Consider the following 19,082-nt stretch of genomic DNA (forward strand, 5'->3'; position numbering starts at 1 on the left):
TTCAAACGGAAGGGTGCGCGCTCAGAGGGAAGAGTGTCAAACAGAACCTCGATGCACAAAGATGAGGCCACTGCTGTGGTCGCCGCGTGAAGCTCCGCCCCTTCCTTGCGGTTGTGCTGGCGGTGGCCTTGCTCCTGCTTTCGCTGGCGGCCGGGGGTTGGTGGTTGCTGTTGCGCCAGAGCCCCCTGGCGCTCCAGAACCACAGCCTGCGGGTGCCCCTGGCCTCCCGCTTCATTGCGCGCAACGCTCCGCTCAGCGTTCATCTCCAGATCAGCCCCGACCAGGCGGTGGCCTATGCCAGGGCGGTCGCTTCCCCCGCCAGCGGCGCCAGGCCGCTGCCGCTGTGGAACGGCTGAGGGATGGGGCCTTCGCCGCCGCCGGCCTCGATTACCCCGGTGAGCTGGCCGGCTGGCTGGGCGGCGATCTCAGCCTCGCCCTGCTCGATGCCCCCACGGAGGGGCTGCGCCCGGCTGGGTGCTGGCCTTGTCCAGCCGCGATCCCCAGGGGGCCCGCCGCTTTCTGCAGCGCTTCTGGCAGACCCGCAGCCTGGCCGGCACCGACCTGCAGATCAGCCGTTACCGCGGCATGGGTCTGATCAGCGGCCGCGGAGCCCTGTTGGGCCAGCGCCCCCAGCCCCTGGCCACTGCTCTGATCGACGACCAACTGGTGCTGATCGCCTCTGGGCGGATGGTGCTGGAGCAGGCCCTGGACGTTTCCCAGATCGACGCACTCAACCAGGCGGGCAGTTCGTCCTGGCGCGAGGCGATCGAGCGCCTGGGTCCCGGCATCGTTCTGGTGACGGCCCGTCCAGGAGCGCTGCCCCCTGGCTGGGTCTGCCGGCCCCCCTGGCCTCCGTCTCCCCCTGCAATCCCTGGTCGCCTCCCTGGCGCCCTCCGGCGCCGGACTGGTGCTGGAGGCGCGCCTGGAGGGTGCGGGCACCCTCGGAGTGGCCGCCAATGCCGCCGCCAATGCCGTCGCCGATGCCGCTGGCAGGCCGCTGCTGGCGGCCCTGCGGGGCAACCCCACCAGCCTGCTGCTTCTGGCTGATTCCGCTGCTCTGCTCAAGGGCGGCGAGGGCGAGCCCCCCAGCGGCGATGCCTTGCTGGGCACGGTGTTGGCGGAAGCGCTCGCCAACCTGGGGGGCCCCTGCCGTCCCTGGTGGCCCAGCGCACCCCGGGGCCGCTGCTGGTGGCGGCCCAGCCGGGGGCTGGTTGATCGGCACCGCCACGGAGCAGCCCCGGCCCGCCGATCTGCAGCCCGCCCTGGCCGCCGCCGGCTACCAGGAGGCCCCCCTGAGTGCCGACGGCCACGAGCTCACGGCCTGGACCCAGCTTCAGGCCCGGCCGATCAAGGGCGACCCCGACCAACTGCGCGCCAGCCTGGCCGGCGCCCGCAGCGTCGAGGCGGGGGTGGCCTGGTGGGGCGAGGGCCTGGCGGTGCTCCAGGACCAGTGGCAAGGCCATTCCCCCGCCCGCCAGCGCCTGGATCAGCTGGAGGCCCTGGCCAGTTCGGGTGCCCCGATCCAGTGGGCCCTCTCGCCGGTGCCGGCCCGGGCCCTGCTGGGCCGTTGGCAGCCCTGGCAGCTGCTGGGCGGTCTGGCTGGCGCCCCCTGACCGATCGGGTCCAAGGGCTGGCCCTGAGCCTCCGGGGGAGCCCCGGCGCCGAGGCCCCAGGGGCCGCCAGCGATTCCAGCCCCGGCGCTCTGCTGCTGAGGGCCCGCTTGGAGCTGGGTTGAACCATGGGCGTCCGCCGCGAACTGCTGCTGTTGCGCCACGGCATCGCCCAGGAGCGGTCCCCGGCGCTGGAGGACGCCGCCCGTGCCCTCACCCCCAGGGCCGCCGCCGCAGCGAACAGGTGCTGGAGCGGCTGGTGGCAATCGGCCTGCGCTGCGATCACCTGATCAGCAGCCCCCTGGTGCGGGCCCGTCAGACCGCCGAACTGGCGCTGGCGGCGGGCCTGGCGGAGCGTCTGGAGATCAGCGCCGCCCTTGCCCCGGGGGGCGCCCTGAACCGCTGCTGCGGGGCGGCTGGAGCCGCCTGGGGCTGGTGGGCCATGAACCCGACCTCAGCGCGTTGGCGACGGCGCTTTGCGGGGCGCCCGCCGGCAGCCTGCGGCTGCGCAAGGCGGGGGTGGTGCTGCTGGAGCTGGCGGATGCTGGTGACGCTGCTTCCAGCGAGGGTCCCTGGCCCCTTTCGGGGGCCACGCTCCAGTTGCTGCTCAGCCCCCGCAGCCTGGGGCTCTGAGGGCGCTGGAGGCTTCCGCCTGAGCCACCGCCGGTCGGTAGCGCTACTGCGGGCTTTGGGCGAGCGGTCCTAGGTTGCCGGCCTTCCCGTACCCCGCGCCGCGATGGTGGTCGACGCTTCCCCTCAGCCCGCCATGGGCAACGGAGTGGTTTTCCGCCCCGGGCTCGAGGGTGTGCCCGCCACCCAATCGGCCATCTGTGACATCGACGGCACCCAGGGCCTGCTCACCTACCGGGGCTACCCGCTTGAGGAGCTGGCGGCCCACAGCAGCTTCCTGGAAACCACCCACCTGCTGATCTGGGGTGAGTTGCCCAACGCCGAGGAACTGCGGGCCTTCGAGCGGGAGGTTCAGATGCACCGCCGGGTGAGCTTCCGCATCCGGGACATGATGAAGAGCTTCCCCTCGGCGGGCCATCCAATGGATGCGCTCCAGGCCAGTGCCGCCTCCCTTGGGCTGTTCTATTCCCGCCGCGCCCTCGACAACCCCGAATACATCTACGGGGCCGTGGTGCGGCTGATCGCCAAGATCCCAACGATGGTGGCGGCGTTCCAGCTGATCCGTAAGGGCCAGGATCCGATCCAGCCCCGAGACGACCTGGCCTATGCCTCCAACTTCCTCTACATGCTCACCGAGCAGGAGCCCGATCCCCTGGCGGCTCGGATTTTCGATGCCTGTCTGATTCTCCACGCCGAGCACAGCCTCAACGCCAGCACCTTCAGCGCCCGCGTCACCGCCAGCACCCTCACCGACCCCTACGCGGTGGTGGCTTCAGCCGTGGGCACCCTTGCCGGACCCCTGCACGGCGGCGCCAACGAAGACGTGCTGACGATGCTCGAGGAGATCGGCAGCGAAGACCAGGTGGAACCCTGGCTGGATCGGGCGATTGCCGGCAAGCAGAAGATCATGGGTTTCGGCCACCGCGAGTACAAGGTCAAGGACCCCCGCGCCGTGATCCTCCAGAAGCTGGCGGAGCAACTCTTCGACCAGTTCGGCCACGACCCGCTCTACGACCTGGCCCGCAAGTTGGAGGAGGTGGCCGCCGAGCGGCTGGGCCCGAAGGGCATCTACCCCAACGTGGATTTTTATTCCGGCCTCGTCTACCGCAAGCTCGGCATCCCCGAAGACCTGTTCACCCCGATTTTTGCCATCGCCCGGGTGGCCGGTTGGCTCGCCCATTGGAAGGAGCAGCTGGGGGCCAACCGCATCTACCGGCCCACGCAGATCTACACCGGTTCCAGCCGCCGGGCCTGGGCACCCATCAATGCCCGCCCGGCAATCGCCCGCTCCTGACCGCCTGCGCCTAAGTTGCCCCTACCGCAGCTGCCCCCATGGTCCCTGCACTTGCAGCCGTTGCCCCATCGGCCGTCGTCTCCGCCGTAGGCGTGGTCAGTCCAGGCCTTGATCTGGAATCGAGTTTCAGCGCCGCGCTGGAGGGCCTTGGCCTCACCCCGGCCGCCGCTCGCCTGCTCTGGCTGCCCCTGCCGATGCTGCTGGTGCTGGTGGCGGCCGTCGTCGGGGTGCTCGTGACCGTCTGGTTGGAGCGCAAGATTTCGGCGGCGGTTCAGCAACGGATCGGCCCCGAATACGCCGGGGCCCTCGGCGTGCTTCAGCCCATCGCCGACGGCCTCAAGCTCCTGGTCAAGGAAGATGTGATCCCGGCCAAGGCCGACGGGCTGCTGTTCACGCTCGGGCCGATCCTGGTGGTGGTGCCGGTGATCCTTTCCTGGCTGGTGGTGCCCTTCGGCCAGCACCTGCTGATCAGCAACGTGGGGGTGGGCATCTTCCTCTGGATTTCCCTAAGCAGCATCCAGCCCATTGGCCTGTTGATGAGCGGTTACTCCAGCAACAACAAATACGCGCTGCTCGGGGGCCTGCGGGCGGCGGCCCAGTCGATCAGCTACGAGATTCCCCTCGCCCTGGCGGTGCTGGCGGTGGTGATGATGAGCAATTCGCTCTCCACCGTCGACATCGTCGATCAGCAGAACGGTGCCGGCATCCTCAGCTGGAACATCTGGCGCCAGCCGGTGGGTTTCCTGATCTTCTGGATCTGTGCCCTGGCCGAATGCGAGCGCCTGCCCTTTGACCTCCCTGAAGCGGAGGAGGAACTGGTGGCTGGCTATCAGACGGAATACGCGGGCATGAAGTTCGCCCTCTTCTACCTGGGCAGCTACATCAACCTCGTGCTCTCGGCCCTGTTGGTGTCCGTGCTCTACCTCGGCGGCTGGGGCTTCCCGGTGCCGGTGGAGTGGCTGGCCTCGGCCCTGGGTCAGTCCCCCGATGCCCCCTTGGTGCAGGTGATCACCGGCTCGGTCGGCATTGTGATGACCGTGCTCAAGGCCTACGCGCTGGTGTTCATCGCCATCCTGCTGCGCTGGACCACACCCCGGGTGCGCATCGACCAGCTGCTGGATCTGGGCTGGAAGTTCCTGCTTCCGATTGCCCTGGTCAACCTGCTGGTCACCGCCGGTCTCAAGTTGGCGTTCCCCGCCTTTTTCGGCGGCTGAGTCCCTCTGACGTCATCATGGGCCCCAGGCCTCCAGCGTTCTTCCCTTCCCTCCCAGGCTCATGTTCGGTTTCCTGAAACAGGTCGGTGACTACACCAAGGACGCGGTCAGCGCTGCCAGGTACATCACCGATGGCCTGTCGGTCACCTTCGATCACCTCAAGCGCCGCCCGATCACGGTTCAGTACCCCTACGAAAAGCTGATTCCCTCGGAGCGTTACCGGGGCCGCATCCACTTCGAGTTTGACAAGTGCATCGCCTGTGAGGTCTGTGTGCGGGTCTGCCCGATCAACCTGCCGGTGGTGGATTGGGTCGCGAATAAAGAGACCAAGAAAAAGGAACTCCGAAATTACTCGATTGATTTCGGGGTCTGCATCTTCTGCGGCAACTGCGTCGAGTACTGCCCCACCAACTGCCTCTCGATGACCGAGGAGTATGAGCTGGCGGCCTTCGATCGCCACAGCCTCAACTACGACAACGTCGCCCTCGGTCGACTGCCCACCAGCGTCACCACTGATCCGGCGGTCACCCCCTCAAGGAATTTGGCTACTTGCCCAAGGGGGTCATCGATCCCCACGGAGTCGATCCGTCCCGTCCCCGCGCCGGTGCCCGGCCCGATCAGATCCTGGCGGCCCAGGCCGCTGCCGCCCCTGCCCCCGACAGCGGAGCCCCGTCCTGATGACCATCGCCTCCACCGCCCAGTACATCTCCTTCACTGCCCTCTCGATCACCCTTGTGCTGGGTGCCCTCGGGGTGGTGCTGCTGCCCAACATCGTCTATTCGGCCTTCCTGCTCGGGGGCGTGTTCCTTTCGGTGGCTGGTCTCTACCTGATGCTCAACGCCAGCTTCGTGGCTGCCGCCCAGGTGCTGGTCTATGTCGGCGCCGTGAACGTGCTGATCCTGTTCGCGATCATGCTCGTGAACAAGAAGGAAAACATGGCCGCCATCCCCGGGCTGGCCCTGCGCCGGGTGCTCTCCGGCGCGGTCTGCGCCGGCCTGTTCGCCTTGCTGTTGCGCGTCGATCTCACCACCTCCTGGGCCCTCCCCGGGCCGGTGCCCCTGGGGGATGAAGCCACCCTGCGCATCGGTGAACATCTGTTCAGCGACTACCTGCTGCCCTTCGAGCTGGCCTCGGTGCTGCTGTTGATGTCGATGATCGGCGCGATCGTGCTGGCCCGCCGCGACGTGCTTGTGAGCGATGTGATCACCGGTGAGCCGGTGGATCAAGGTCTGATCGAGAAGGAGCGCAGCCCCCTGCTGCTGGATCGCTCCGCCCTGGAATCGTCCCTGCTGGAGAATACCCCATGAGCCTTGAACTCCCCACCACCATCCCCCTGCAGGCCTACCTGGTGCTGGCGGCGCTGCTGTTCTGCACGGGCGTCTGGGGGCTGATCAACAGCCGCAATGCCGTAAGGGTGCTGATGAGCATCGAGTTGATGCTCAACGGCGTCAACATCAACCTCATGGCCTTCTCCAGCTACGTCGACGGTCAGCTGATCCGCGGCCAGGTGTTCGCGATCTTCGTGATCTGCGTGGCGGCGGCCGAGGCGGCCGTTGGGCTGGCGATTTTGCTCTCCCTCTACCGCAACCGTGAAACCGTCGACATGGAACGCTTCAACCTGCTGCGCTGGTAGGTCTGAGCGCTTGTTCATCGGTTCATTCCATGGTTCCAGGGGCTGAGCATGCGCCTGGAGATGGTCTGGCTGATCCATCGGGCCGGCAGCGCTCTGGCCCAACGCCAGGCACGCCGCTGCGCCTCAGATCTGCGCAGCCAGGGCATCGCCGTGGCGATGGCCGCCAGCGGCCTGGACCTGGACCCCTACCCGTCCCTGATCGCGGCAGGCGCTGACCTGCCCGATCTGGCCCTGGTCTTGGGGGGCGATGGCACGGTGCTGGGGGCCTCCCGTCACCTGGGACCGCTGGGGGTGCCGATCCTCAGTTTCAATGTCGGCGGGCACCTGGGCTTCCTCACCCACGACCGCAAGCTGCTGCGCCTCAGGGACGGCGATGGCGCCGCCCGGGAGCCCAACCTCTGGCAACGCCTGCGCGAGGACCGCTTCGCCCTTGAGCGCCGCATGATGCTGGAGGCCTCCCTGGAAGGCGAAGCCCCGCTCAGCCCTGCGGCTGGGGCGGCAGGCACAGCACCGGCAGCAGACTCTGCCGACGACGCGGCGGCGGTTCACACCGCCCTGAACGATTTCTACGTGCGCCCCAGCCTGGAAACCCTTTCGCCCACCTGCGATCTGGAACTGGCCATCGATGGCGAGGTCATCGACCACTTCCGCGGCGACGGCCTGATCATCGCCACCCCCACCGGCTCCACCGGCTATGCCATGGCCGCCGGTGGTCCGATCCTGCATCCGGGACTGGACGCGATCGTGGTCACCCCGATCTGCCCGATGAGCCTCTCCAGCCGCACCGTGGTGGTGCCGCCCCGGGCCCAGCTGGTGATTCGCCCCCTCGGGGAGCCCGGCCGTCGGGTGCGCCTCTGGAAAGACGGCGCCCAGGCCGGGGAACTGGTGCCCGGCGAACGCTGTGTGGTGCGCCGTTCACGCCACCAGGCCCTGATGGTGGTGCTGGAGCAGAGCCCCTCCTACTACCGCACCCTCACCCACAAACTGCATTGGGCCGGCAGCCTTTCTGCGGCCGAATCAGCGCGGCCCGGCGGACCCCGGGGCGGCTGATGGCACTGGAGATCGAGCGGCGGTTTCTGGTCGCTCCGGGGAGGCCTGGCGCCTCCATGTGACCAGCCAGCAGGCCCTGCGTCAGGGCTACCTGGCCGGGGATCGTGAGGGTTTCACCGTGCGGGTGCGCAGCACGCTCCCTGAAGCGGGTCTGGTCAGCGAGCGAGCCCGGGGGGCGGCCAGCGCCTGGCTGACCTTGAAGGCCCCCACGGGTGGCCTGGCCCGCCATGAGTTCGAGTACCCGATTCCCCCGGAGGATGCGGAGGCCTTGCTGGCGCTGGCGCCGGTGGGCTTGCGCAAGCTCCGCTACACGCTCGATCTGAGTGGCGGCGATTGGGTGCTCGACGTGTTCGAAGGGGCCAATGCGCCCCTGGTGATCGCCGAAGTGGAGCTGGAGCGGGCCGACCAACCGGTGCCTGTCCCGCCTTGGTGCCGCTGGGAGATCACAGGCCTTGGGGAGCTCAGCAATGCGGCCCTGGCCCACCACCCGTTCGCCTGCTGGGGGAGGAGCAACGCAGCCACATCCTGCAGCATCTGGGCGGCACCGATGCCGCTCCCTAGGCCATAGGCTTGGGCCCAACGGCACAGGCTCGGGTGTTTGACGCTCCCCAGCACCTCCGCCCACATCCCTGTTGAAGACCGTGATCGCCCTTTACGACCACCAAGGTTTGCTGCGCTTCGTGGGGAAAGATCGTGATGCCTGCCAGGCCTATGTGGAACTGTTCGAGCTCGAGGCCGTCACGTTCGAGCCTTTAGGTGACGACGGGGACGAAGTGGATCTGGGCCGCCTGAGCGCGTTGGCCTGAGTCTTTGCCGCGCCTGATCAGGGCCGCTGGCCAGCCTCTGGGAGGGAGCAGCAGTTGAAGCCATCGCGGCAGATCTTGCCGTTGTCCATGGCCCAATTCAGCAGGGCCACCCGGTTCTTGGCACCGGTCTTGGTGAAGATGTTGCTGACGTGGTTGTCGACCGTGCGCTTACTGATCATCAGCTTTTTGGCCACTTCCTGATTGGTGAGCCCGGTGGCCACCAGTTCGATGATCTCAAGCTCCCGCTCCGAAAGGTTGGAGCGCACCGCTGCCAGGCCGCCGAGATCAGTCATCAGGGGTCAGTCGCCCTCGGACCCATCCACTGTACGCAGGGCGCGCAGTGGCGCTGGCTGCGCTGATCCATGATGGGCGCTTCGGTTGCGGAGTCGATTCGTGCTTCTGGAAGAGGCTCTCCGCTCCGGCCAGTTCGCGATCACGGCGGAGGTGACCCCACCGAGGGGTGCGGACCCGTCGCGCGCCCTGGCGGTGGCCCGGTCCCTCAAGAGCCTGGTGCATGCCATCAACGTCACCGATGGCAGCCGGGCGGTGATGCGCATGAGCAGCCTGGCGGTCTGCCGATTGCTGCTGGAGGCGGGGATCGAGCCCGTCTGGCAGCTCACCTGCCGTGATCGCAACCGCATCGCCCTGCAGGCCGACCTGCTCGGTGCCCATGCCCTCGGCATCCGCAATCTGCTTTGCCTCACCGGTGATCCCGTGCAGGCGGGCGATCAGCCCAGCGCCCGGAAGGTGAACGAGTTGGAGGCCGTGCGGCTGCTCGAGCTGGTGCGGGCCTTCAACCAAGGCGAGGATCCTGTGCAGGGCGTGTTGCCCGATGGACCCACGGCGCTGTTCGCCGGTGCGGCCGCCGATCCCCAGTCGGGGAGCTGGAGTGGTCTCAAGCGCCGGCTGGAGCGCAAGCAGGCGGCCGGGGCTCGCTTCATCCAGACCCAGATGGTGATGGACACCAGGGCCCTTGAGCGCTTCTGCCAGGAGATCGCTGATCCCATGGGACTGCCGGTGCTGGCGGGGGTGTTTCTACTCAAATCGGCCCGCAATGCGGCCTTCATCAACCGGGTGGTGCCGGGCGCCTCGATTCCCCAGGTGCTGATCGACCGCCTCGCCGCCGCTTCCGACCCTGCCGCCGAGGGCATCGCCATTGCTGCCGAGCAGGTGCGCGACTACCGCTCGATCGCCCAGGGGGTGCATTTGATGGCGATCAAGGCCGAAGACCGGATTCCGGCGATTCTTGCGGCGGCCGGGGTCGCCCCACTCGCCCATCCCGCGAGCGTGCGCTGAGTTGCCCAGGCCAGGAAGGCCTGGGGCCGTTCAACCGGCCTTGCCCACGGCTAAATCTGTGCCGAGCAGGTCGGCCATGGCCTTCTGCTGAGGAGAGGGGACGCTGTGGTCCTGGCGGCGGGAATCGGTGATCAGCCAATCCAGGGCGGCCTCCTGGAGATCGAAGTGATCGCCGTTGCGATCGACGCAGTAGCGGCCAAACACTAACTTCTCCACCAGCCGCACTCCGGCACCGATGCGGGAGTAATCGAAGATGATCGAATTATCGATCGTGGCACCAGCACAGATGTGGCAGCTGGGACCAATCATGGCGGGCCCGATGATCGTGGCGCCGTCCTCGATCTTGGTCATGCCCCCCACGTAGACGGGGCCTTCGACGGTGATGCGATCCCAGTTGGCGGCCACGTTGAGGCCCGTGAACACCCCCGGGCGCACTTCCTTGCCGGGGATCTGCACCTGGCGCACGTGCCCTTCGAGCACGCTGCGAATCGCCTGCCAGTAGTCGGGGACCTTGCCGATGTCCACCCATTCAAATTCCATCGGCAGGGCGTAGAAGGGCGCGCCTGCTTCCACCAGCAGCGGGAAGAGATCGGCGCCGATGTCGAAGGGCACGCCCACCGGGATGTGATCAAGCACCTCCGGTTCGAAGATGTAGATCCCCGTGTTGATCATGTCCCCCAGGGCCTCATCCACCGAGGGTTTTTCCTGGAAGGTGAGCACCCGGCCGTCATCGCCGGTGACCACCACGCCATAGCTGCTGACCTGATCGCGCGGCACGCGCTTGGTCACCAGGCTGGCCATGGCACCTTTGGCCTTATGGCGCCGCACCGCCTCGGTGAGGTCGAGGTCGATCAGGGCGTCGCCGCAGAGCACCACGAAGGTGTCGTCGAAGAAGGGCTGGAAGGTCTGGATCTTTTTGATGCCGCCGGCTGAACCCATGGCCTCGCCGATCAACTCACCTTCTTCGATGCGGCCTTCGAAGCTGTAGGCGATCTCGACGCCGAAGCGCTGACCATCGCGGAAATAGTTCTCGATTTCCTCGGCCAGGTGGGAGACGTTCACCATGATTTCGGTGAACCCATGCTCCTTGAGCAACTCCAGCAGAAACTCCATCACGGGTTTCTGCAGGATCGGGATCATCGGTTTGGGAATGGTGTGCGTGATGGGGCGCACCCGGGTTCCCTTGCCGGCGGCCAGGATCATCGCCTTCATCGACGCCTGTCTGCCTTACTCAAGTGACTCAAGCCTAAGGGCGGAAATCAGGCTGCCAGGGCCTGCCGAGCCGGCAAAGGAGCTGGCACCAAGGGCAACTGGACGCTTTCGCTCTCCACCAGGTTGCGTTTCAAGGTCAGCGGGGCGAACAGTCCCCCTCCTGGGCCAGGTCCACCTTGCCCTGGGCGCAGAGGAACAACAGGGCCCAGAACACACCCACCCGGTCGCTGTCCAGCTCCGCTGGTGCCTGGGCCGTCCAGATCGTGACCAGGTCGTCGAAGTCGACCCAATCGAGGGCCTGGGGCCAGCGCAGCAGGAACTGGCTCAGGGCGGCGGTGGTCTCCGGCAATTTTTCGCGGTGGGCCAGGGCCGCCACCTGCTCGATCGCAGCCCGATCACTGAGGCGCTTGCTGCGGTACTTGGGCCTGCTGCGGCCCTCCTCCTGCTCCAGGCGCTCGGCAATGTCCTCGAGCTGGCGAATCAGTTCCCCCAGGGTGACCGGTCGCTGCAAAGGCGGCGGGGCCACGGGCCTGCGCCAGAGGTGACGCTCGGGACGCCTGGGCAGCTCGATCACCACGTCGTAGGCCGGATCTCCCGAGGAGTCGAGATCGAAGGGATCCTCCAGGGGGCTTCGGGGGGAAGGTCTGGGCCTCGAGCACCTCCGCCTTGAGGGAGACCAGCACAGAGGCGGCCAGGAAGGCCTCGCTGGTTTCAGCGAGGTCCTGCTCGTAGCTGCCCCCCGTTGCCCGCGGTCCGCCCTGACCAGTCGGGGCACCACGATGCGCTGGCGCAGCTGGTCGAGGAAGCCATCGACGACGGCAATCACATCCACGTCCCAGGGGTCCAGGTCGCCGCGTTCAGCGGCGTCCTGCAGCAGCCGGATGGCCAGCCTGGCGCCCCCTTCAGCCAACCGTCTCCCCCTTGCGCTGGGCGCAACCTACCCGCTTTCACCCAGGCCAGCCACCGCTGAGGTTTCACCGGCCGCCGGCAGCAGTCCCAGCTGGGCGTCCACCGTGGCCCGGTAGCGCTGCACGTCTTCCTCGAGTTCGCGGATGCGCACCTGTTGGGCTTCCAGCTCACCGTTGTCGGCGAGGGTTTCCACCTTCTTGATCACTCCGGTCCAGACGGCGAACACCCAGGCGGCGGTGGCCCCCACGCCCCCCACCACCAGCAGCAGCGCGGCCAGGGGCAGGGTGAGGTTGATCCCCGGCAGGAAGCGCACCGTGGTGGCCGCGGTGTTCTCGAGGGTGAACATCACCATCGCAAGGCCGAAGCTGAAGATCAGCAGAAAATTCAGCTGTCGCATCGCTGGGTCCGCAGGCTCTGCCGCACATCTGGATTGGCGTCTGGGAGCGTAAGGAAGCCGCCCTGGATCTGGGCCGGGCGGAGGTCAACTGCAGAGTTTCGTTACCCCTGGATGCTCAGGCCAGGGCAGAGACCCGGACCAGCGCTGGAGGCAACAGGCTGGGAGCCACCAGGCTCTTGCGGATCAAGCCGGTGGGGATCGGTCCGATCACCTTGTTGAAGGCCAGATTTTCGCGGGCCACCAGCGCCTCAATTGAGGCCCGGTAACTGTCGGTGACCAGGCGCGGATAGAGGCCGATGCCGATGATCGGCACAAGCAGAGCGGAGATGATGTAGATCTCCCTGGGCTCGGCGTCCACCAGCTGGTTGTGGCTGGCCAGCTCGGGGTTCTCCTTGCCGAAGAAGATCTCCCGCAGCATCGAGAGCAGGTAGATCGGAGTGAGGATCACTCCCACCGCCGCCAGGGCCGCCATCACGATGCGGAAGCTGAGGGCGTAGGCCTCGCTGGTCACAAAGCCCACGAACACCATCAGCTCTGAGATGAAGCCGCTCATCCCCGGCAGGGCCAGCGAGGCCAGCGAGCAGATGGTCCAGAGGGCGAACATCTTGCGCATTTTCTGGCCCACGCCGCCCATCTCATCGAGCTGCAGGGTGTGGGTGCGGTCGTAGGTGGCCCCCACCAGGAAGAACAGACTGGCGCCGATCAGGCCATGGCTCACCATCTGCAGCATCGCGCCGCTGGTGCCCACGGCGCTGAAGCTGCCGATGCCGATCAGCACGAAGCCCATGTGGCTGATCGAGCTGTAGGCGATCTTGCGCTTGAGGTTGCGCTGGGCAAACGATGTGAGCGCCGCATAGATGATGTTCACGACCCCAAGCACCACCAGCAGCGGAGCGAACTGGGCGTGGGCGTCGGGTAGCAGCTGCACGTTGAAGCGCAGCAGCGCATAGCCGCCCATCTTCAGCAGGATGCCGGCGAGCAGCATGTGCACCGGTGCCGTGGCTTCGCCGTGGGCATCGGGGAGCCAGGTGTGCAGCGGCACGATAGGCAGCTTCCACCCCGAAGGCGATCAGCAGGCCCGCATAGGCCAGCAGCTCGAAGCGTGTGCCGAACTCCTTGGCCGCCAGGGCCGAGTACTCGAAGCTGGGGGCGCCGCCGCCTTGGAAGCCCATCGCCAGGGCCGCCAGCAGGATGAACACCGAGCCGCCGGCGGTGTAGAGGATGAATTTGGTGGCGGCGTATTGGCGCTTCTTGGCCCCCCAGATCGCCAGCAGCAGGTACACCGGCAGCAGCTCCAGTTCCCAGGCCAGGAAGAACAGCAGCATGTCCTGAACGGCGAACACGGCGATCTGGCCGCCGTCCATGGCCAGGATCAGGAAGAAGAACAGCCGCGGTTTGAACGTGACCGGCCAGGCGGCCAGCACCGCCAGGGCGGTGATGAAGCTGGTGAGCAGGATCAGCGGCATTGAGAGGCCATCGGCCCCCACCGACCAGGCCAGGCCCAGATCAGGCAGCCACTCCACCCGCTCGATCAGCTGCAAGCCCTCCACCGACGGGTCGTAGCCATTGAGGTAGGCCGCTGCCGTGACCAGGAAGGTGATCAGGGACACCCCGAGGGCATACCAGCGCACGGTCTTGCCGTCGCCGGCATCGGGGATGAAGGGGATCGCCAGCGCGGCGGCGATCGGGAACAGGATCGAGATGCTCAGCCAGGGCACGGCTGCTACGGAGCCTGTCGTCACAGCGAAGTCCAGCAGCACAGGCGAGGCAGGGGAAGCTCGCCGGAGTGTAGAAATGCAGGTCCAGGGCGGTCCGTGCGGATACGGGATTAAACACAGAGTGTCCTGTGGCCCCGGGCGCTTGGATTCGGCCAGGGCCGGGGGCGCCCCGGGCCAGCACCCAGGCCGGCGGCTGGCTGGGCGGCGACCACCTGTGGCCCTGGATTCAGTGGATCCGATCCCAGGGGCGAAGGCTGCTGAAGCCCCTGGCCGGCCCTCAGCCGAAGGCGCTGAACAGCACCACCAGGGCGATCACCCCACCGAACACGATCAGGGCATAGAACTGGGCCCGGCCGGTTTCGAAGTACTTGAGACCCTCGCCGCTACCCAGGGTGAGCAGGCCGGTGAGGTTCACCACCCCATCGACCACCTTGGCGTCCACCTCGAGCACCTGGCGGGCCAGTTTGCGGCTGCCCTGCACGAACAGGCGATCGTTGAGGTCATCGAGGTACCACTTGTTGGCCAGGAAGGCGTTGACGCTGGGGAAGCGGGCCGCCACCAGCCTGGCCAGATCAAGCTTGTGCAGGGAGTAGGCCAGCACCGCCACGGTGATGCCTGTGATGGAGATCGCCACCGACGCGCCGGCCAGGGGCAGGAACTCTCCCCAGCTGAAATGCTCGGCCGCCTCAGCGGCTTCCTGTGGATCGAGCAGGGCCCCGAAGCGGCTGTGCCAGGGGGTGCCCAGCAGACCGATCAGCACCGAGGGCACCGCCAGCACAGCCAGGGGGCGGCCATCTGCCAGCCGGATTCGTGGGGGTGGCTGGCGTGGTGGCCGTGGCCCTCCCCTGCTCCTCACTGCTGCTGCCTTTGCCGGCTGCCGCCAGCAGTTGTTGCTTCATGGCGGTGTCATGGCCACGGAAGGGGCCCTCGAAGGTGAGGAAGTAGAGCCGGAACATGTAGAAGGCGGTCATGCCGGCGGTCAGGAAACCGACCACCCACAGCAGTGGGTAACTGGCGAAGGCCACCCCAAGGATCTCGTCCTTGCTCCAGAAACCCGCCAGGGGGGATGCCGCTGATCGCCACGCAGCCGATCAAAAAGGTGATCGCGGTGACCGGCATGTACTTGCGCAAACCGCCCATCAGGCGCATGTCCTGGGCGAGCACGGGCTCGTGGCCCACCACTTCTTCCATGGCGTGGATCACCGAGCCCGAGCCCAGGAACAGCATCGCCTTGAAGAAGGCATGGGTGACCAGGTGGAACATGCCGGCGATCGGGGCGCCGCAGCCCATCGCCAGGACCATGTAGCCCAGTTGGGAGACGGTGCTGTAGGCCAGGCCCTTTTAAGGTCGTGCTGGGTGAGGGCGATCGAGGCCCCCAGGAAGCAGGTGATTGTGCCGACCACGGCAATCACCGTCTGCACATCTGGGAACTGGAGGTAGATGGGCTGGAGCCGAGCCACCAGGAACACCCCGGCGGCCACCATCGTGGCCGCGTGGATCAGGGCCGAGATCGGTGTCGGGCCCTCCATGGCATCGGGCAGCCAGACATGGAGCGGAAACTGAGCCGACTTCGCCATCGGTCCCATGAACACCAGAAGGCAGAGGATCACGGCGGCCACGTGGGTGATGCTGCCGTTGGCGAGGCCCTCGGAGAGCCGCGCAGCGATCTCTTCGAAGCCGAAGCTGCCGGTGGCCCAGAACAGGCCGAGGATGCCCAGCAGCAGGCCGAAATCCCCCACCCGGTTGACGATGAAGGCTTTTTGGGCGGCGTTGGCGGCCCCTTCGCGGTCGTACCAGAAGCCCACCAGCAGGTAGGAGCACATGCCCACTAGCTCCCAGAAGACGTAGATCTCCAGCAGGTTGGGGCTGAGCACCAGCCCGAGCATCGAGCTGCTGAACAGGGCCAGGTAGGTGAAGAAGCGCACGTAGCTCTTGTCGTGCGCCATGTAGCCATCGGAGTAGACCATCACCAGCAGGGCGATGGTGGTGACCAGGGCCAGCATCACGGCCCCCAGGGGATCCACCCGGTAGCCCATCTGCAGGTTGAAGTCGCCGGTGCTGGCCCAGTTGAACAGCACTTCGGTGGCGGGGGCACCGGCCAGTTGCTGGGCCAGGATCACGAAGCTGATCACAGCGGAAGCCCCCACCAGGCTGATCAGCAGCAGGGCGACGGGTTTGCGCAGTCGGTTGATGGTGCGGTTGAAGCTGATCAACCCCAGCCCCACCAGCGCGGCTCCCGCCAATGGCAGCACGGGAATCAACCAGGCAAGTTCAGCGGCCGAGCTCATCCTGGAAGGGTTTGGGTGCAGGGAGTGTAGGCAGCCTGCCTGGGCGGCTCAGGCCTGATGTGTTGGAGTGCCATCAGCCCAGTAGGGCCCCGAGAGGACTGCGGTTGAAGGCCGTCGCGGCCACGCCGATCCAGCGGTGGCTCCACCACAGCACCCCGATCGCGATCGCGATCCCCAGCTGGGAGGGTCTGAGGAATTCGGCCAGCACCAGCCGCTGGCGTCCGTCCAGCACAGCCCGGAACGGCAGCACCGAGGTGCTCGAGCGCAGCTCCTCAAAGGCGTCACCAAAACGCGCGGCCAGGCGCCGGTCGCCATGCCAGACGGCAAACAGATGGTGGGCGATCAGGCCCAGGCAAGCCCAGGCCGTGAAGCTGCTGCCGATCCAGAGCAGGTGGGTGGCGCACCAGAGCACCTGACCGACCGCCTGGGGATGGCGGCTGATGCGGATGATGCCGCTGGCGTAGAGGCGCACCTCGGGCTTCAGCAGGGCCGGGATTTCCAGCAGGTTGTATGTGGCGGGATAGAGAAAGAAGAAGCTGATCGCCGTCCCCACCCACACGAGCGGCACGATCCAGGGCTGCTCCTGCAGGTTCCAGAGGCGCAGGCCGTCGTAGCGGTGGGCGATGAAGAACCCGATCACCACCACGGCGGCGGGGATGCTCAGGGCGGCGAACAGCAGCCGCCAGGCCCTGGCGCCGATGCGTTCCTCCCCCAGACGCGCAGGGCGGCCCCACCGCTGTGGAGCACGGCGAAGGCCAGCAGCAGGGCCAGCATCACCAGGCTGCTGTGTTGGAGGGGCGAGATCACGGTTGGGGGCGTCAGTGATGAAGTCTGGCGGAGCCTGAGCCAGCCCTGAGACAGTTCCCCTTAAAGTTCGATCCCTACGCAGCTGCCAGCCCTCCGGGGCGCTCCCATGGCTGATCTGCCGTTCACACTCGATCAGCTGCGCATCCTGCGGGCGATCGCCAGCGAGGGCAGCTTCAAGAAGGCCGCCGACAGCCTCTACGTCACCCAGCCGGCGGTGAGCCTCCAGATCCAGAACCTGGAGAAGCAACTCGATGTCTCCCTGTTCGATCGGGGTGGCCGCAAGGCGCAACTGACCGAGGCCGGCCATCTGCTGCTCAGTTACTGCGACCGGATCCTGAGCCAGTGCCAGGAGGCCTGCCGCGCCCTCGACGACCTCCACAACCTCAAGGGGGCTCGCTGGTGGTCGGTGCCAGCCAGACCACGGGGACCTACCTGATGCCCCGGATGATCGGCCTGTTCCGGCAGAAGTATCCCGATGTGGCCGTGCAGCTGCAGGTGCACAGCACCCGGCGAACGGGCTGGAGCGTGGCCAACGGCCAGATCGACCTGGCGATCATCGGTGGCGAGCTGCCGAGCGAACTGAACGAACTGCTGCAGGTGGTGCCCTACGCCAGCGACGAGCTGGCCCTGGTGCTGCCCGTGAAGCATCCGCTGGCCCGTCTGGCCGAGATCAGCAAGGACGACCTCTACCGACTCGGTTTCGTTTGTCTGGATGCCCAGTCCACCACCCGCAAGATGGTCGACCAGCTGCTGGCCCGTTCCGGCCTGGATGTGGGCCGGCTCAAGATCGAGATGGAGCTCAACTCCTTCGAGGCGATCAAGAACGCGGTGCAGTCGGGCCTTGGGGCCGCATTCCTGCCGGTGGTCTCGATCGAGCGGGAGCTGGCGGCGGGCAACCTCTTCCGCCCCAACCTGGTGGATCTGTCGGTGCGGCGTCAGCTCAAGCTGATCACCCATCCGGCCCGCTACTGCTCAAGGGCGTCGGAGGCTTTTCGGCGCGAGATCCTGCCGGTGTTCGCCAGCCCCGACAGCCCCCTGCGCCAGCCGGCTCGGGCCGCCCAGGGGGCGCCCCAGATGGCGGCAGCAGTGCCTGCGATGGCAGTGCCCGCTGCAGCAGGCTCGGTTGGCTCGGGGACGCCGTTGGCCAGCGTCGATTCCAGCCAACCCCAGGACGTCTAGAACTGATTCGCCTCAGGGGTGATCCCCACGCTGTCGTCGGCGGCGCCGGCCACGCCCCTGGTCTGGAACCTGTTGTCGACGATGTCCGTCTGGTAAACGCAGCGCACCACGGGCTTGTCCTTGATCGAACCGACGTAGGCGAAGGTGTTCATGCGCTGTTTGCACTGGCGCATCTGCTCATTGGTGACCGCCCCCTCCTTCTGGAGCACGGACCAGTTCTCCCGGCGGATCACGCAGCCGGGCTGCAGCTTGGGCTGGGTCACGAAGCTGCTGCTCGGGTTCATGGTCGTGTACATCTCCACGTCCACCACGAAGGCGCTGGCACCCCACTGCTTGCAGAACTCGGGGTCGGGCACGGCCAGATCGAGCTGCTGGCTGCTGGCGATGTTGCCCTGATCGCCGGCGGTGTTGCTGGAGAGGGCCGTGCCGATGCCGATGCCCACCACCAGAACCCCGGCCAGCACGGCCATGGTCGCGACGCTGAACTGGAACGGACCACCCCCGGGGGCGCCGCCACCGCCACCGGGGCCGCCACCGCCGCCAGCACTGCCGCTGGGCGGACGCCGGCCACGGGGGCTTCGGTCCGGCGCGGCGCGTCGTAGCCCTCGTCGTCATAGCCGTAGGGCTCGCGGCTGCGGGCCGGCTCGGTGGAACGCCCGTAGCGGGAGCGGGTCACAGGCTTTCAGGGCTGCGGGGCAAGCCCATCGAGTAATTGAGCACCCGTGCCTCCGGGTTGTAGCGGAGCTCGCCGGCCTGCAGCAGGGTGCGGATCGTGCCCTCCAGCTCCGAGCCGATGTGGCGCAGGTGGTATTCGCTCAGTTCGGCGCCGGCGTGGGCGGCCACCAGTTCTCGGAATCGCTGCTGCAGCTTCTCCAGGACCGCCGCGTCCCAGAGGAACTCGTTGTCGGGGTCCACATCGAGGGTGAGCTGATCGGGGCTGGGCACGAGGTCCTGACCCTCCACCCGCGCCGTGAACAGGCGGATGTGGCGGGTGGTGGACTTGAGCAGCAGGGTGTCGGCCATGGCTGGCAGGGTGCTC

16 protein-coding genes and 7 pseudogenes are annotated in these 19,082 nt (G+C 67.1%); 14 read left to right on the forward strand and 9 right to left on the reverse strand.

Features of this window, described 5'->3' with window-relative positions; all coding sequences use genetic code 11:
• The first annotated feature begins 122 nt into the window (after positions 1–122).
• The 12 genes and pseudogenes from AAF143_RS08410 (at position 123) to AAF143_RS08465 (ending at position 8,237) form a co-directional block, all read left to right on the forward strand.
• Positions 123–1,047: pseudogene (locus tag AAF143_RS08410) on the forward strand (DUF3352 domain-containing protein).
• Positions 1,048–1,211: 164 nt separating this feature from the next.
• On the forward strand, positions 1,212–1,613 hold the full coding sequence (locus tag AAF143_RS08415; protein ID WP_414026784.1) for a hypothetical protein: 402 nt from the start codon (positions 1,212–1,214) through the stop codon (positions 1,611–1,613).
• Positions 1,614–1,738: 125 nt separating this feature from the next.
• The gene (locus tag AAF143_RS08420; protein ID WP_414026785.1) at positions 1,739–1,900 is read left to right on the forward strand and encodes a hypothetical protein; all 162 of its coding nucleotides are present in this window, start codon (positions 1,739–1,741) and stop codon (positions 1,898–1,900) included.
• A complete protein-coding gene (locus tag AAF143_RS08425; RefSeq protein WP_414026786.1) occupies positions 1,870–2,316 on the forward strand; it encodes a hypothetical protein in 447 nt (148 codons plus the stop codon). The genes AAF143_RS08420 and AAF143_RS08425 overlap by 31 nt, the downstream gene beginning before the upstream one ends.
• Positions 2,317–2,346: 30 nt before the next feature.
• Positions 2,347–3,534 carry a citrate synthase gene (locus tag AAF143_RS08430; protein WP_255008139.1) on the forward strand — a complete coding sequence of 396 codons (1,188 nt, stop codon included), beginning with the start codon at positions 2,347–2,349 and terminating at the stop codon, positions 3,532–3,534.
• A gap of 38 nt (positions 3,535–3,572) precedes the next feature.
• Positions 3,573–4,748 (forward strand): NADH-quinone oxidoreductase subunit NuoH, encoded by a 1,176-nt coding sequence (gene nuoH / locus AAF143_RS08435; protein WP_255008141.1) that lies wholly within the window; start codon positions 3,573–3,575, stop codon positions 4,746–4,748.
• 61 nt (positions 4,749–4,809) lie between these two features.
• A pseudogene (gene ndhI, locus AAF143_RS08440) lies at positions 4,810–5,426 on the forward strand (NAD(P)H-quinone oxidoreductase subunit I).
• The gene (locus AAF143_RS08445) at positions 5,426–6,055 is read left to right on the forward strand and encodes an NADH-quinone oxidoreductase subunit J (protein ID WP_255008145.1); all 630 of its coding nucleotides are present in this window, start codon (positions 5,426–5,428) and stop codon (positions 6,053–6,055) included. Before ndhI ends, AAF143_RS08445 begins: the two are co-directional and overlap by 1 nt.
• Complete coding sequence (gene nuoK, locus AAF143_RS08450) at positions 6,052–6,381, forward strand: NADH-quinone oxidoreductase subunit NuoK (protein ID WP_255008147.1); 330 nt, start codon at positions 6,052–6,054, stop codon at positions 6,379–6,381. Before AAF143_RS08445 ends, nuoK begins: the two co-directional genes overlap by 4 nt.
• A gap of 48 nt (positions 6,382–6,429) precedes the next feature.
• Positions 6,430–7,431 (forward strand): NAD(+) kinase, encoded by a 1,002-nt coding sequence (locus AAF143_RS08455; protein WP_255008149.1) that lies wholly within the window; start codon positions 6,430–6,432, stop codon positions 7,429–7,431.
• Positions 7,432–7,489: 58 nt separating this feature from the next.
• On the forward strand, positions 7,490–7,999 hold the full coding sequence (locus AAF143_RS08460; RefSeq protein WP_414026787.1) for a CYTH domain-containing protein: 510 nt from the start codon (positions 7,490–7,492) through the stop codon (positions 7,997–7,999).
• Between the two features lie 64 nt (positions 8,000–8,063).
• Positions 8,064–8,237, forward strand: coding sequence for a hypothetical protein (locus tag AAF143_RS08465; RefSeq protein WP_414026788.1), 174 nt, complete (start codon positions 8,064–8,066; stop codon positions 8,235–8,237).
• 17 nt (positions 8,238–8,254) lie between these two features.
• Here AAF143_RS08465 and AAF143_RS08470 read toward each other — a convergent pair whose 3' ends face one another.
• The gene (locus AAF143_RS08470) at positions 8,255–8,530 is read right to left on the reverse strand and encodes a helix-turn-helix domain-containing protein (RefSeq protein ID WP_255008155.1); all 276 of its coding nucleotides are present in this window, start codon (positions 8,528–8,530) and stop codon (positions 8,255–8,257) included.
• A 100-nt stretch (positions 8,531–8,630) separates the two neighbouring features.
• Here AAF143_RS08470 and AAF143_RS08475 point away from each other — a divergent pair, with 100 nt between their 5' ends.
• Entirely contained in the window at positions 8,631–9,533 is a 903-nt protein-coding gene (locus AAF143_RS08475) for a methylenetetrahydrofolate reductase (protein WP_255008157.1), read from the forward strand.
• A gap of 30 nt (positions 9,534–9,563) precedes the next feature.
• On the opposite strand, the gene AAF143_RS08480 is transcribed toward AAF143_RS08475, so the two are convergent.
• The 6 genes and pseudogenes from AAF143_RS08480 to AAF143_RS08505 all read right to left on the reverse strand — a co-directional run bounded on the left by AAF143_RS08480 (position 9,564) and on the right by AAF143_RS08505 (position 16,831).
• Entirely contained in the window at positions 9,564–10,745 is a 1,182-nt protein-coding gene (locus tag AAF143_RS08480) for a nucleotidyltransferase family protein (protein WP_255008159.1), read from the reverse strand.
• Positions 10,746–10,792: 47 nt separating this feature from the next.
• Positions 10,793–11,655, reverse strand: a pseudogene (locus tag AAF143_RS08485) (segregation/condensation protein A).
• A gap of 27 nt (positions 11,656–11,682) precedes the next feature.
• Entirely contained in the window at positions 11,683–12,051 is a 369-nt protein-coding gene (locus AAF143_RS08490) for a lipopolysaccharide assembly protein LapA domain-containing protein (RefSeq protein WP_255008162.1), read from the reverse strand.
• 115 nt (positions 12,052–12,166) lie between these two features.
• Positions 12,167–13,808, reverse strand: a pseudogene (locus tag AAF143_RS08495) (NAD(P)H-quinone oxidoreductase subunit 4).
• 238 nt (positions 13,809–14,046) lie between these two features.
• Positions 14,047–16,057: pseudogene (locus AAF143_RS08500) on the reverse strand (NAD(P)H-quinone oxidoreductase subunit 5).
• Between the two features lie 73 nt (positions 16,058–16,130).
• Positions 16,131–16,831, reverse strand: a pseudogene (locus AAF143_RS08505) (NnrU family protein).
• Between the two features lie 139 nt (positions 16,832–16,970).
• Between AAF143_RS08505 and AAF143_RS08510 the strand changes: the two are divergent.
• Positions 16,971–18,043: pseudogene (locus AAF143_RS08510) on the forward strand (LysR family transcriptional regulator).
• Here AAF143_RS08510 and AAF143_RS08515 read toward each other — a convergent pair.
• Both AAF143_RS08515 and ndhM read right to left on the reverse strand, forming a co-directional pair.
• Positions 18,040–18,513 carry a DUF3172 domain-containing protein gene (locus AAF143_RS08515; RefSeq protein ID WP_414026789.1) on the reverse strand — a complete coding sequence of 158 codons (474 nt, stop codon included), beginning with the start codon at positions 18,511–18,513 and terminating at the stop codon, positions 18,040–18,042. The pseudogene AAF143_RS08510 and the gene AAF143_RS08515 sit on opposite strands and share 4 nt — an antisense overlap.
• A gap of 202 nt (positions 18,514–18,715) precedes the next feature.
• The gene (gene ndhM, locus AAF143_RS08520) at positions 18,716–19,066 is read right to left on the reverse strand and encodes an NAD(P)H-quinone oxidoreductase subunit M (RefSeq protein ID WP_255008166.1); all 351 of its coding nucleotides are present in this window, start codon (positions 19,064–19,066) and stop codon (positions 18,716–18,718) included.
• Between the last annotated feature and the right edge of the window lie 16 nt (positions 19,067–19,082).

The organism is Cyanobium sp. ATX-6F1, from assembly GCF_047395825.1.
Lineage (GTDB): Bacteria > Cyanobacteriota > Cyanobacteriia > PCC-6307 > Cyanobiaceae > ATX-6F1.